The following is a 13,713-nucleotide window of genomic DNA, read 5'->3' as shown; positions in this document are numbered from 1 at the left end:
TTTTTTGGAATATTTGCGAAATTATAAATTATAGCACTCCTATGACAAGAATCGGTCGAATTTTAACAAATATTATTTTTATTGGAATATTTTCATTGAGTGCAAATGCTCAAAGAGCAAAATACTGGTTATTTTTTACGGATAAAGATTTAAATGCTAAAGCATCAATCTCGGCAAAATGTATAGAAAATCGTCGAAATTTAGGACTTTCAGTGTCACAAGTTTCGGATTTGCCGGTAAATGAAAAATATATTTCATTATTGAAAGGTATGGATATTCAGCCACTGATTAAATCGAAATGGTTGAATGCCATTTCAGCCAATATTAGCCCCAATCAAATTGATGAGATAAAGAAATTAAGCTTTATCAAAAGGATTATTCCAATTGATAGCAAATTAGTTTTATCCAAAACTAATACTCGATTGAAAACAGAAGATGATTTACGAGTAGATTTTGTAATGAAACAAATTGGAATTGAAAGTTTTTTACAATACGGTTTGGATGGAAAAGGTGTTACAATAGGTGTGATTGATGCTGGTTTTTTTGGAGCAAATGATACTCAAACATTAAAGCATTTATTCGATAAAAATCTTATTTTAGGTGTAAAAGATTATGTTAACCCTAAAAAAATAGATTTTTTTGGAGAACGAGAAACATCTTCAGATTTTCATGGAACTGAGGTGTTGAATGCAATTACTGGAAGAAATACAAAAGAAAATTACCAATTAGGACTGGCTACAAAAGCTAATTTTTATTTGGCACGTACCGATAGTGGAAACAAAGAATTTAGAGGAGAAGAAGACAATTGGATGGCGGCAATGGAATGGATGGATAGTTTAGGAGTAAGATTGATCAATACTTCCTTGGGTTATGCCAAAGGTTTTTCAAATCCTAAAGAAAGTTATTCGCCTGAGCAGATGGATGGTAAGACAAGTGTGATTGCAAAAGCTGCACAAATGGCAGTTGAAGAAAAAGGGATGATTGTGGTTGTTTCGGCTGGCAATGAGGGCGATGATCGAAGTTGGCAGATCATTTCTACCCCAGCTGATGTGGAAGGAGTAATTGCCGTGGGTGCTACAAATGAACTTGGAATGAAAATGGGTTATAGTAGTATAGGGCCTGAATTCTTAGCTTATAACAAACCGAATGTTTCGTGTTATTCACTTTTCGGCACATCGCTTGCCGCACCAGTGATTACTGGATTCGTGTCTTGTTTGTTACAATTAAACCCTCGGTTAAGTACAAAAGAAATTAAGAATATTCTTGAAAAATCCGCAAACTTATACCCATTTGCAAATAATTTTGTAGGAAATGGTGTGCCAAATGGAAAAAAAGCTATTGATTTAGCCAATAATATTGAAACGAAAAATTTTACTAAAACGATCGAAGTATCGGAGGGAGAAAAGCAGGTAGAAATTCCATTACCAACGAAAGATGTGGTGGTTGTTTTCAACAAAAAATCACCTACTCAAGTGATTTCACAAGACTCGTTTCGGTCGAAATATAATTTTATTTTACTGAAAAGAAATCCACAAGTGAAACAAACTACGGTTATTTGTAAAGAAGAAGTAATTGAGGTTATTTGGAAATAAAACAATTTGCTAAATTGATTTATGGTCGTGATAAAAACTTAGTCGTGTAAAATTTACCTTTATGGAAACGGAAATAGATGTTTCCAACTTTGACGACGCTCATTTCTTTCACTTTTGTCACGTTTTCAATATCATCTTCAACAGTATGAATCGAACCATTGGTTTTTTTAGCAATTTCTATAAAATCTGACTGAAAGGCGTAGTTTTTTTGGTAAGTTTCACCACAAAGTATTACATGAACTTTCTTTTTAACTTTAGAAAGTAAACGCATGTCTTTTACTTCGCTACTATTATCAGCAATCATTACAATTTCATCTGCATCTGGATAATATTTTTGTGCATAAAGCAATGCCTCAATATTATTTTCAGGTTTATCTTTGTTATTTTCAGTATTATTGATGGCAGCAAACATGGTATCCCAAAGGACTAATTCATCTCTTTTTCTAACGGAGAACATTTTCCCTGGAAGTCTTCCACGTGTTTGTCGTCCTAAACTATCGCAATCTGTAAAAAAAACGATCCCTTTGATACTTGTATTTTCGTGATTTTCCATCATCCAATCAAATACTTGGGTGGTATAAGGAAACATACTTGTTGTAATATCACAGACAACAACAATATTTTTCCATTTGTCAATATTTCGATCAAGTGCTTGATAGGAAGTGAGCTCATAAGTTTTACCAAGTTGACGCACCCTTGAAATTTTATCACTCATCGAAACCATTGTTGAAGCCATGTAACGAATCTCTTTTTCTGCCAATCCATGAATTTCGGGTGCTGGCATTTTTTTGGAAGCAATCTTTGTTACTTTAATTTCTGTTTCTTCTACTTCATTTACCACTGATGTTTCATTAAATAATTCAGGAAACACTGGATTTTCATTGATAATTGCTGTTTTTGGCAGCTCTTTCTTCTCTAAATTTTTTGTAGAAATATGGGTTGATTCTGCTTTTTTTGTTTTTGGACTTGTTGAGGTGGTAATAGGTGGGAGATCTAAAATAGCGGATTTTGCATGGACAACTACCTCATTATCTTTTAAAAAATAGAATGATAAGCCAACAAGCACTACCGATAAACTGGGTAACAAAAAACGTAATGTATTGTTAATCAATAGCTTACGTTTCATTTTTCGCCAGTCATCTAGGGAACTTTCAGGACTGAATTGCTCCAGCTTTTCTCTGATTATTCGATGAAAATTTTCTTCGTCTTGTTTCATTACTGCATTTTTTTTAGCTTCTCACGAAGCATTCCATTTGCCAAAGATAAATTAGCACGAGAGGTGCTTTCGGCCATTTGTAACATTTCTCCAATTTCTTTGTGTGAATACCCTTCAACAGCATATAAATTAAAGACAAGCCTATAATTAGTAGGCAAACTTTGTACAGCCTTCATTATATCTTCAGACGAAAGTTTGGCATAAACCGATGCGTCTCCATAATTTTGGTCAGCTATATTATCAGATATTTGAGTTGACTGCTTCCTAACGTTTTTCCGAAAATGGTCAATCGCAACATTTATCATGATTCGCCTGAGCCAAGGCTTGATTCTTTCAATATTCTCTACTTTATCTAAATTCTTAAAAACTTTTAAAAAGCCATCATTCATGATTTCCAAAGCATCATCACGATTTTCACAATAACTCATACATACCGACAAAGCAAAACCGTGAAAATGCTCATAAAATTTTTTCATGGCACTTTCATTACCTTTTAGGCAGTTTTCGACGACTTCCATCAAACTATTTGAAGTCAATAGTTTCTTTTTGGTTAAGGTTGTAAAGTAAATTTCTGCTGTTGTTATCACGGAAAATTTACGTTTAGATGGCTTTTTAAGCTAAGACGTATATTGACTATGATAACGCTGTAAAAAATAAGATTTTATATGCTCACTCGTTAAAATTCATCACATTATGCAGTGAGTCATTTAAGAAATATCACTTCATTTGATTGATGATTTTAAATTCCTGAATATAAAAGTTTTTATGCAAGATAAGGAATAATATTTTTTGCACAAAATTCACAATTGATAAAACGATGGAGACTTCACAAGCTGCCAAGTCTCCATCGTTTTATTTAAAATTTATAACGAACATTCACACCACCAAAATAATAAGCTTTACTTGGGCCAGGGTTTACATCTGTTGTAACATTGGCTGGGTAGCCATTGCCTGGGTCTGCATCATTGATATTATTTCCCAAAAATAAGAATGTATAATTGATTTGGCTTGTCAGATTGTTTCCTGACAAATACACATCAAAATCAAATTTTGGTGTAATGTATTTATAACCTATTTTACTATTGAATAGTGAATAACCTTTAACCTTATTTGCATTGGCAAAGTCAGTATAAACATCTCCCATTGTATTATATGTATTGTTCCAATACAGGCCATTTTTCAAAACAATGTCTAAGCCAATAGTGTATTTACTATTCGGTACTCCGACCACTTGTTTGCCTGAATAATCAACTACACCACTACCAAATTTAGTTTTAAAATCGCTATATTTAAAGTTATAGCTTGAAAGATTCAAGAAAGGTTCAATTTTTTTAATGAACCCTTCTCCTTTTCCTGGAATAATTAAGTATCCTAAACTTAATTCAAAACCTTTGTTTTTTTGTGTACCAGTATTTGCGAAATAAGTATAAGTACCACCCGTTGGAATAACACCAGAAAGTTGCGTTAATTTATTTGAAATGTTAATATCAAAGAGAGACACTTGGTAATCCAACTTATCATTAAAAAGTAAACCTTGAATACCTAAATCTACCATTTTTGCTTTTTCAGGCAAAAGACCATCATTGGCTACATTGATTGTGCCGATAAAAGCTGTACTGGCTGTTGGTGCATTATAGCCTTCGCTATAACTCAAATTGATGATTTGTTTTTTGATAGTTTTCTGTAAGGCAATATGCGGGTTTACAGAACTAGCAAAAGATTTACTAAATGATAAATCTTTGTTATAACCAGTCACTAAACCTAATGGGGCTAAAAGGTCAGTACGTTTATAATCAATATGATTTAAGCTAACACCTAAAATCAAAGCTAAATCTAATTTACTGAATGTAGTACGATTATGAACAAAATACGAGTTTTGATTGGTAACGTACTTAAAATATGAGCCTTTTGAAATGTCCTGTACTTTTAGTGGGTTGGCATCATCAGTGCCAAGGAATCTATAGTTTGAAATCAATGATCTTGATTGTTGAATTTCTGTTCCTAAGTTTAGTTCGTTTAAAGTATTGCTTCCAAGATTGGCTTTAATATTAAATACTGACCTAAATCCATAGTTTGGATTCATACTATTTTCATCTGCACCAGCTGCAACACGTTTGAAATCTTGATTAAAATAGAATACAGAAGTGCTGTTGCTAAACTTACTTGTGAAAGCATACTGATGATTCAATGAAAAGCGAGTTGCTTGAATATCATTTCGGGCATTTTTCTTTGCATAAGCAGGATTTCCATTATCAATTCCTGCATAGTAATCGGCGTAAGAGATTTGACCAGTAACACCTTCGTGAGAATAATTATGACTTAAATAAGTTGTTAAAGTTTGTTTTTTACTTAATTTGAATTCACCCATGTAGGTCAAATAATTCTTTAAACTATTACCACGAGGGCGATAACCATTTGACTGCAAATGTCCGTAGCTCAAAAACATAGATGAGCTGTCATTAACAATATCTAAACGTGTGTTAGATTGAAACAAACCAAAAGAGCCAACAACAGCTTTCTCAGTCAAAGAAACACCTTTGTCTTCTGAGGGTTTTAAATAAAAACGAGCCACACCACCTACACCTCCACCATACATTGTAGCGGCTGGCCCTTTGATAACTTCAATATTGTTGACTAAGGCAAAATCAATATCATCCATAATTGTGATACCATCAGCAGTAGTAAGAGGTACGCCATTGTAGTAGGCTTTGATCCCCCAATTATTGAATTTTTGATCATTTCCATAACCTCTGATTATGATACGCTGACCGCCCAATTGAGTTCTTTTATCAACTTGAACACCAGCCATTGTCCCTAAACTTTGTTCGATAAATGCGGGATTGTTTCTATTTAACTCTTCTTCAGTCAAAGCTTCGACCGTTTGTGCATGTCTTTTGAATTCTCCTCTTTCTTTAGCAGTTTTTCTTTTTTCTCTTACAATTACTTCATTCAAACTTTTTGGAGTTGTTTCTTGAGCATAAGAGATGACAGAAATAAGAGAAATACAAAATAATATAAATGATTTTTTCATGAGATTGTTGATTTTGAATGAATAAATAGCATTTCATCCTTTGATGAAAAATCAAAAGTTTGATGCAAAGAAATACTACCTCAATACAAATTATTGAAGCATGATTTCACTATAAACAATTTCAGATAGACTGCGGAGGAACTAATATTTGTGAGATGTAAGAAGAAAAGTATAAATTTAATATAGCTGGGAATTTAGTCTTTTCAAGACAAATAATCGTATTTTCAAAATTAAGTAGTGTGTAGGTTGGAAGAATAATTTGCTGAAAAATTAATATTATAATATCTTTAGATGCAGTATTGAGTGGAGAGTTCTCGTGAAGGCTTTGCGATAGATATTCAATTTTAGCACAAAGGCTGGCTTCTTCTTTGTCAGAAATACAAAAGTAACTAATAATACCGTTGTTATTCTCTGTTTTTACAACATCAAATAATTCCCCTTCAAACCAAAATTCTTCCCCATCTCTTTCCCATTCAATTTTAGTTAAGTTTTGTTCATTGCCAATGATACAAGTCAATTTATCAGAAATGATATGATGAGATATATTTTCAATCATTTCCTCTCTAATTAATGCCCTTTCTATACCCAAAATGGCTACAAAACCACCTATTTTGAGTAAAATTATAGAAAGTAGTAAAAAAGAGAAAAGTTTTTTCATAATTGGTGGTAATAGATAAGTGCCTTATGCTATCAAAATAATTTATTTTGATAATACCTTTTTCTTTTTTGGCAAGACATAATCAAAACCATTTTGAACTTTTAAATTGTAGTCAAAGAATTCTAAAGCCCTTTGCATATTACTTCTATTGACAGCAATAAAATAAGGGTGTAGGCCATCACCTCGACGAACCAAACGAGCATCTAATTTGAAAATCGTTCCTTCAGGATAGTGAGCAACCAATTTTGAGGGACAACTTACTTTTAGGTTACAAGGTACTTTTTGGCCATTTATGGTACTTAGTCGCATACGTTTTTTACCCGTATCGAAAAAAGATTCGGCAAAAACATCTAAAAAGAAAATTTTGTTTAGTTCTGGAACTTCGTCCACTAACGACAACTGCATCAGCTTTAATCTTTTGTTTGTCATGGCAAATTAAATGGTTAATCCATGAATATTGCAAATCTATGTAAAAAAACAGAAAATATTCAAATTCATATATGATTTTTTAAGCAAAAAGCGTACCTTTGCACTTTGTTTTCGAGACATAAGCAATAATATGGCAGAAGTTAAGATATTTTCAGGTACTTCATCAAAGTATTTGGCAAACAGGGTTGCAGATTATTATGGCAAAGATTTGGGGGGTGTGAGCATCAACCGTTTTGCCGATAGTGAAATTTCAGTAAGTTTCGACGAATCAGTTCGTGGTTGTGATGTATTTATTGTACAATCAACATTTCCACCAAGTGATAATATCATGGAGTTATTGATGCTGATTGATGCCGCTCGTCGTGCTTCAGCCCATTATGTTTGTGCGGTAATTCCTTATTTTGGATATGCCCGCCAAGACAGAAAAGACAAGCCAAGAGTAGGTATTGCTGCCAAATTAATTGCGAATATGCTCACTGCCGCTGGTGCCGACCGAGTAATGACAATGGATTTACATGCAGGACAAATTCAAGGTTTTTTTGATATTCCTGTTGATCATTTAGAAGGCATTTCAGTTTTTGTGCCTTACTTAAAGGCTCAAAACTTGCAAAATATTAAATTTGCCTCGCCCGATGTGGGTGGTGTGTCACGTTGCCGCAAATTTGCATCGTATTTTGATGCAGACATTGTCATTTGTGATAAACATCGCAAAAAGGCCAACGAAATTGCCTCTATGCAATTAATTGGTGATGTTGAGGGTTCGGATGTGATTTTAGTGGATGACTTGATTGATACAGGTGGGACGATGTGCAAAGCAGCCGAGCTTATCATGGCAAAAGGGGCAAACTCAGTCAGAGCTTTCTGTACGCATCCAGTCTTATCAGGCAAAGCCAATGAAAATATCTCAAAATCTGTTTTGACAGAATTAGTGGTAACGGACTCAATTCCTTTACGCCAAGATAATGAGAAAATTAAAGTTCTTTCAGTAGCAGAATTGTTTGGCAAAGCAATTGGAAGAATTCGCGATAATGGGTCTATTAGCACATTGTTTATAAATTACCAACAAAATTTAGGTTTCTAAAACCTATTCATTGTACCTTTTCTAACTCTCAAGGTACAATTTACATTAAAAAATACTTCTTTTGAGGGTAAAGAAGAAAAAAAATATGAAAAAAACAGAGATTGTAGGGTATCACAGAGCGAATCTCGGACGTCAAGCTTCACAAGAATTACGTGGACAAGGATTAGTGCCGTGTGTATTATATGGTGGTGCAGAACAGGTATCATTCCATGTTCCAATGTATTTATTTCGTGCGTTGCTTTTCACACCTGATATTTATGAAGTAAATATCAATATCGAAGGAAAAGAATATACAGCGATTTTACAAGATGCACAGTTTCATCCAACAAATGATGAAATTATTCATGCTGATTTCTTGGAAATCACTCCTGATAAAGTGATTAAAGTTGAAGTGCCAATCAAATTACATGGCCCTTCAGAAGGACAAAAGAAAGGGGGTAAGTTGGTTCAGAAGATGCAAAAATTGCGTGTTCAAGGAGCAGCTAAAAATATTCCTGATTACATCAATATTGACATCAAAGATTTGGACTTAGGAAAATCAGTTAAAGTAGCAGCTATTACTGCACTCGAAGGTGTAAAAATCTTAGATGCTGCAAGTAACCCAGTTGCGGTAATTGCTATTCCTCGTGCATTACGTGGTGCTTAATTAGATTGAAATTATTGTTTGCTAATAGATATAACGAGCTGATTATCAGCTCGTTATTTTTTTTAATGATTGATCAAAACTTTCACATCCATAAATGTGTGAAACCTAATCATTTACTTTTTAATTAATATTTGCTCTTTCTTCATAACTTACAATTCTATATTATTTTTCAAAGGCAAGTATAAAATTAACATAGCATAAAATAAGCGGAGTAAAATAATTTGCATAGATTTGAATTAACAAATTTTAAGATTGATTGGTTAACAGAATGATGTGAAATTAATAAATGATGTTTTTCTACTGAACTTATAAATAGAAACTATAATTTTTTTCTTTAACAAATTAAAAAAATGAACTACTGGCTCGTAAAATCAGAACCTTTCAAATATTCGTGGGATGATTTCGTTAATCAAGGCGTAGGCACATGGGATGGTGTGAGAAATTATCAAGCTCGAAACAATCTCACTGCCATGAAATTAGATGATTTAGTATTGTTTTATCACTCAAACGAAGGAATGGAAGTGGTTGGTATTGCCAAAGTTGTGAAAGAAGCATATCCAGACCCAACAATAGAAGACCCTCGCTGGGTAGTTGTCGATCTAACAGCTGTTGAAAAATTACCTAAGGCAGTTACTCTAAAGTCCATCAAATCAGACGAGCGTTTACAGGATGTTTCATTGATTCGACAATCAAGATTATCGGTACAACAATTAAAAAAAGAAGAATTCGATGTTATTATTTCAAAAGCGTATGAAAATTAGTGAATCTTTCAATTATTTCTATCAGCCATCATTTTGGAAAGTCAGGATTGCATTATTTTGCTTGACAATCAACTTATTACCAGTATTGACAATAGCTCAAAGTGTCAAACGTATTGAGATACCTTCTCGCTTATCTGACCAAACTTATCAAGTCATTACTTTAGGCGAAGAGGGGGTAATGCTTTTATCAAAAACAGGAAGAACAGAATTTAATATTACCAAATTTGATGCTGATTTGCAACAGACTTGGTCTATGAATGGTGAATTAGATGAAAATCAATCTTTTGTTGATTATTATCGCGATGGGCGAGAGGTTTATCTGCTTTTTAGCAAATACAATTCGGACTTATACCAAATCCTCAAAGTTTCCATTGGTATTGGAATGATTCAAAAGCTCTTTTTTGAAAATATCAAAAGATTTGAGATTTCGGAATTTAAAGTTCATAATGAAATTGCCTATTTGGCTGGTATGGTGAAAGATGAACCTGTATTGATGAGTGTGAATTTGAATAAAATGCAACCTCGAATTTTAGCAGGAGGCTTGAAAGGAACGGCAAGTATTTCTTCACTTGATTTTGATGATGTCAATGATTTGTTAGTTGTTTCTTATTCAGTAAAAAAAGGTCGTTCGAGTTATGTAGTTGTCAAAAGAATCAATCATAATGGTAAGATAGTGGAACAATTAGGTGTTGAACCCGAAGAAGATTTTGGCCTACTGACTGGGAAATTGTTTCCACTAAACGATGGTACTCAATTAATGATTGGTAATTATGGTTATAAAGGCTATCAATCTAATGGTGTTCCGATGTCGCAAGGTTTGTACATTAGTAAAGTGGATGGAGAAACACCAGAATATTTAAAAATGCACAGTTTTACTGATTTTAAGAACTTTTTTAAGTTCATGACAGAAAAGCAGCAAGAACGTATTGAGAAAAAAATCATGCGAAAAAAAGGCCAAGGCGATGATTTAAAACTTAATTATAGGGTTTTGGTACATGATATTATTCAAAAAGATAACCAATATATTTTGGTAGCCGAAGTTTTTTACCCTGAATTTAGAACGAATAACAACTATGGCTCACCGTTTTATGGTAGTGGATTTGGCTCTCCATTTAGCTATGGATATAATTCCTTCAATGCTTTTAGATATTCAAGATATTATGGACTAAATTCTTGGGCTTGGAACCCGTGGATGTATTCGAGTTATAATAGTAATAGCCAAATATTTGATGGTTTCAGATACACACATGCTGTAGTAGCAGGTTTTGACCAAAAAGGGAATATGCTCTGGGATAATAGTTTCAGTTTTGATAATGTCAAAAGCATGGACTTGAAAGAAAAAGTTAAAATAAACATCCAAAATGAAGATATTACTTTAGTTTATAGCAATAAAGGAAAGTTAGCATCTAAAATTGTTAGAGGTACACAGGTGGTTGAGGGAACTAAAATTGTAGATATTGATACACAAAGAGATGGTGATAAAATAAGAGATACTGAGACAGATGACATAGAATACTGGCACCAAAATTATTATTTAGCTTGGGGCTATCAAAAAATTACTAACCGAAACGATGGAAGTAGAAGGGTATTTTATTTGAATAAAATTGCGTTTTAAATTCCTTAATGTATTAGTCAAACGGGTCATATCTTGTAGATATGGCCCGTTATTTAATCTACAACTTCACCTTACTGAATGAAAGCTAAACTTATCATATTCTTCATTTTTATTCATTATGCACTTATTGCTCAAGTACCACAAACCATTGAAATTGAGGTAAGTGGTCGACCAACATGGCAAAAAATTATCCCTTTGGGAAAAAACGGATTGATATTTTTCATAAAAAAAGATGTTACAAAAGCCATTATTGCAAGATTTGATATTGACCTAAAAAAGGTGTGGGAATCTGAGATTTTTCTTGATGCAGAAAAACAACCAACTTCATATACGCTTGATAATGAAAGAGTTACGTTTATGTTTTCTGAGAACCAAGGAATGTACTATCAAGTATATAGTGTAGAATTGAAAGATGGTAAATTTGAAAATAAGGGTTTTGAGCTTCGTGAGTTTTTTCAAGATCAGACTTATGTGTATTTCAAAAATAAAATAATGATGGCTGGAATGAATGAAAAAGGGGCTTCATTTTATCATTATAATTTTCAAGATAGTTCTGGTGATTTTGTTGCTGCCCAGCTGAATGGAAAAGTACAGACACAATTTTTTAAGTATGTTCCTCAACAAAATGTGATAGAAAGTTTATGGGCTGTGAAAGAGTCAGGATTTACAAATGAAAAAAAGAAAAAAGGTGAATTCATCAAAGATGCTTATGTGGTTTATGCTAAATATGACACATCTGGAAAGTTAATTACAAAAAATAATATTCGTTCAAATGCTGGAAATTTCCCTCTCACGGCTCAAATGACAGCAATTGATTCAACAACTAAAATTATTACTGGAACTTATCAGTCAAATACAGGTGCAAAAGGTATTTATTTTGCCAAAATAGAAGAGGATAAAACCACGCTTACAAAGTTTTACGATTATCGAATATTACTGAAAGGCTCGCCTGAATTATTAGATGATCAAGTAAAAAAAATGGCCAATAGTTTTACATTCTTACCAATAAAAACTATTTTTAGTAGTAATATTATTTCAGTGGGAGGGTCGTTCTATCAGCCTAATTATCAGGTAGTTACATCAAACAATCCGTATTCGGGTTATAATCCATTCGGCAACCAAGTTAACTATCAACGATCTCAATCAAAGCAAGTTTTTAAGGGGTTTAATTTTCAGCAGGGATTTGTTGCTAATTTTGATTTAGAAGGAAATCTTCTTTCTCAAAGTCGAATAGAAATGAATCAGATTTCTACCCAATTAGATCAAACTTTAGCTATCAATGAAAGTCATGGTGTTGCTGCTTGTATTAAAGGAAATTTATTGTTGAGTAGAACGATAAATTTCTCAAATCCTGCTAATTACAAGCTATCAGATGAACTCAATGGAGAAAAACCTATCGACTTAAAAAATGCTCAATTTTTGCCGACTTATCAAGGTGTGCGAAATTGGTACGAAAATTATTTCATTGCTGACGGAAGTCGTATTAAATTTGAGGCAGTAAAAGACTTGGATGCTCCCAAAGAAAAACCTAGTAAAAGAAAAAAAGGACAACAATCGTTGCCTCAAACTAATATAAAGAAAATTATTTACTTAACTAAAGTTTTGAGTTCAGAATTTTGAGTACGGTATTAAATCGAAATCTTGATTAATACTGAAACTTATTCTTAAATTCAGATTTTAGTTTTTAAAACTCAGGACTAATTTGTACAGCCTATTAACACCCAAAATCTCCACTTACGAATTAATAGATTCGGGAAATTATGAAAAATTAGAGCGTTTCGGAGAATTTATTTTGGCTCGCCCCGAACCTCAAGCGGTTTGGGATAAATCACTTTCTGAGGAAGATTGGCAAAAAAAAGCTTCGGCAATTTTTAAAAAAACGAAAGGCAAAGATCAGCTTAGCCCTGAAGAAAGAGGTGATTGGCAAAATATAAAAAAAATGCCTGAAAAATGGTATATCATTTATGAACAAGGCAATACAAAGTTAAAATTTAAACTTTCCCTTTCTTCATTTAAACACGTAGGTATTTTCCCAGAACAAGCCGAAAATTGGCGTTTTATTTCCGATAAGCTTAATAAAATGGATTTAAAGGAAACACCGAAAGTTTTAAATTTATTTGCCTACACGGGCGGTGCATCTCTGATTGCAAAGGCAAATGGTGCTGATGTTACTCACGTCGATTCCGTAAAACAAGTGATTTCTTGGTCGAGAGAAAATATGGAAGCGAGTAATTTAACTGATATTCGCTGGGTAATAGAAGATGCTTTGAAATTTGTCAAAAGAGAAGTCAAACGTGGTAAAAAGTACAACGGAATTATTTTAGACCCACCAGCTTATGGTCGAGGGCCAGATGGTGAAAAGTGGATATTAGAAGAAGGATTAAATGAATTGATAAAAAATTGCTTACAACTTCTGCATGAAAATGATTTTTTCTTTATCTTAAATCTTTATTCCATGGGTTTTTCAGCCATTATTGCCGAGACAATTATTAAACAAAATTATTCAAATATACCAAACCCAGAAATGGGAGAATTAGTGTTACAAGATTCATTTCAAAAACGCTTACCCTTAGGTGTATTTTACAGATTTGCTTCGGTTTAGAAAATCGGTATAAGTTTATTGAATTTAGATTAAGTAATTGATTATGAGTGTTTTAAGAGAATAATATACGAAGAAAAACTCA

At 33.0% G+C, this 13,713-nt stretch carries 12 protein-coding genes; 7 read left to right on the top strand and 5 right to left on the bottom strand.

The window, feature by feature from the left end; genetic code table 11:
- The first annotated feature begins 41 nt into the window (after positions 1-41).
- A complete protein-coding gene (locus ACQUQZ_RS11780; RefSeq protein WP_435355130.1) occupies positions 42-1,592 on the top strand; it encodes a S8 family serine peptidase in 1,551 nt (516 codons plus the stop codon).
- Positions 1,593-1,611: 19 nt separating this feature from the next.
- Here the strand turns inward: ACQUQZ_RS11780 and ACQUQZ_RS11775 are convergent, their stop codons facing one another.
- The 5 genes from ACQUQZ_RS11775 to ACQUQZ_RS11755 all read right to left on the bottom strand — a co-directional run bounded on the left by ACQUQZ_RS11775 (position 1,612) and on the right by ACQUQZ_RS11755 (position 6,926).
- Positions 1,612-2,808, bottom strand: a complete 1,197-nt coding sequence (locus tag ACQUQZ_RS11775) for a hypothetical protein (protein ID WP_435355129.1) — start codon at positions 2,806-2,808, stop codon at positions 1,612-1,614.
- Positions 2,808-3,395, bottom strand: coding sequence for an RNA polymerase sigma factor (locus ACQUQZ_RS11770; RefSeq protein WP_435355128.1), 588 nt, complete (start codon positions 3,393-3,395; stop codon positions 2,808-2,810). The genes ACQUQZ_RS11775 and ACQUQZ_RS11770 overlap by 1 nt, the downstream gene beginning before the upstream one ends.
- A 269-nt stretch (positions 3,396-3,664) precedes the next feature.
- Positions 3,665-5,839 (bottom strand): TonB-dependent receptor, encoded by a 2,175-nt coding sequence (locus tag ACQUQZ_RS11765; RefSeq protein WP_435355127.1) that lies wholly within the window; start codon positions 5,837-5,839, stop codon positions 3,665-3,667.
- Between the two features lie 121 nt (positions 5,840-5,960).
- A complete protein-coding gene (locus tag ACQUQZ_RS11760) occupies positions 5,961-6,497 on the bottom strand; it encodes a hypothetical protein (RefSeq protein WP_435355126.1) in 537 nt (178 codons plus the stop codon).
- A gap of 42 nt (positions 6,498-6,539) precedes the next feature.
- Positions 6,540-6,926 (bottom strand): hypothetical protein, encoded by a 387-nt coding sequence (locus ACQUQZ_RS11755; protein ID WP_435355125.1) that lies wholly within the window; start codon positions 6,924-6,926, stop codon positions 6,540-6,542.
- A 130-nt stretch (positions 6,927-7,056) separates the two neighbouring features.
- Here ACQUQZ_RS11755 and ACQUQZ_RS11750 point away from each other — a divergent pair, with 130 nt between their 5' ends.
- The 6 genes from ACQUQZ_RS11750 to ACQUQZ_RS11725 all read left to right on the top strand — a co-directional run bounded on the left by ACQUQZ_RS11750 (position 7,057) and on the right by ACQUQZ_RS11725 (position 13,631).
- Positions 7,057-8,007 (top strand): ribose-phosphate pyrophosphokinase, encoded by a 951-nt coding sequence (locus tag ACQUQZ_RS11750; RefSeq protein ID WP_435355124.1) that lies wholly within the window; start codon positions 7,057-7,059, stop codon positions 8,005-8,007.
- Positions 8,008-8,092: 85 nt separating this feature from the next.
- Entirely contained in the window at positions 8,093-8,653 is a 561-nt protein-coding gene (locus tag ACQUQZ_RS11745; protein ID WP_435355123.1) for a 50S ribosomal protein L25/general stress protein Ctc, read from the top strand.
- Positions 8,654-9,003: 350 nt separating this feature from the next.
- Entirely contained in the window at positions 9,004-9,414 is a 411-nt protein-coding gene (locus tag ACQUQZ_RS11740) for an EVE domain-containing protein (RefSeq protein ID WP_435355122.1), read from the top strand.
- Positions 9,404-11,029: a hypothetical protein gene (locus ACQUQZ_RS11735; protein ID WP_435355121.1), complete on the top strand. Its 1,626-nt coding sequence runs from the start codon at positions 9,404-9,406 to the stop codon at positions 11,027-11,029. Before ACQUQZ_RS11740 ends, ACQUQZ_RS11735 begins: the two co-directional genes overlap by 11 nt.
- 78 nt (positions 11,030-11,107) lie before the next feature.
- Positions 11,108-12,649, top strand: a complete 1,542-nt coding sequence (locus tag ACQUQZ_RS11730) for a hypothetical protein (RefSeq protein ID WP_435355120.1) — start codon at positions 11,108-11,110, stop codon at positions 12,647-12,649.
- Between the two features lie 82 nt (positions 12,650-12,731).
- Positions 12,732-13,631, top strand: coding sequence for a class I SAM-dependent methyltransferase (locus tag ACQUQZ_RS11725; RefSeq protein WP_435355119.1), 900 nt, complete (start codon positions 12,732-12,734; stop codon positions 13,629-13,631).
- Positions 13,632-13,713 lie beyond the last annotated feature (82 nt).

This window comes from Emticicia sp. SJ17W-69, assembly GCF_051209875.1.
In the GTDB taxonomy this organism is placed as follows: domain Bacteria; phylum Bacteroidota; class Bacteroidia; order Cytophagales; family Spirosomataceae; genus Emticicia.
The sequence above is the reverse complement of the archived record's forward strand: the minus strand, read 5'-3'. Positions and strand labels throughout refer to the sequence as shown.

Excerpts from the sequence above, each read along its gene's own strand:
- ACQUQZ_RS11780 (WP_435355130.1), top strand. The coding sequence starts at position 42 with ATGACAAGAATCGGTCGAATTTTAACAAATATTATTTTTATTGGAATA.
- ACQUQZ_RS11775 (WP_435355129.1), bottom strand. The coding sequence starts at position 2,808 with ATGAAACAAGACGAAGAAAATTTTCATCGAATAATCAGAGAAAAGCTG.
- ACQUQZ_RS11765 (WP_435355127.1), bottom strand. The coding sequence starts at position 5,839 with ATGAAAAAATCATTTATATTATTTTGTATTTCTCTTATTTCTGTCATC.
- ACQUQZ_RS11760 (WP_435355126.1), bottom strand. The coding sequence starts at position 6,497 with ATGAAAAAACTTTTCTCTTTTTTACTACTTTCTATAATTTTACTCAAA.
- ACQUQZ_RS11755 (WP_435355125.1), bottom strand. The coding sequence starts at position 6,926 with ATGACAAACAAAAGATTAAAGCTGATGCAGTTGTCGTTAGTGGACGAA.
- ACQUQZ_RS11750 (WP_435355124.1), top strand. The coding sequence starts at position 7,057 with ATGGCAGAAGTTAAGATATTTTCAGGTACTTCATCAAAGTATTTGGCA.
- ACQUQZ_RS11745 (WP_435355123.1), top strand. The coding sequence starts at position 8,093 with ATGAAAAAAACAGAGATTGTAGGGTATCACAGAGCGAATCTCGGACGT.
- ACQUQZ_RS11740 (WP_435355122.1), top strand. The coding sequence starts at position 9,004 with ATGAACTACTGGCTCGTAAAATCAGAACCTTTCAAATATTCGTGGGAT.
- ACQUQZ_RS11735 (WP_435355121.1), top strand. The coding sequence starts at position 9,404 with ATGAAAATTAGTGAATCTTTCAATTATTTCTATCAGCCATCATTTTGG.
- ACQUQZ_RS11730 (WP_435355120.1), top strand. The coding sequence starts at position 11,108 with ATGAAAGCTAAACTTATCATATTCTTCATTTTTATTCATTATGCACTT.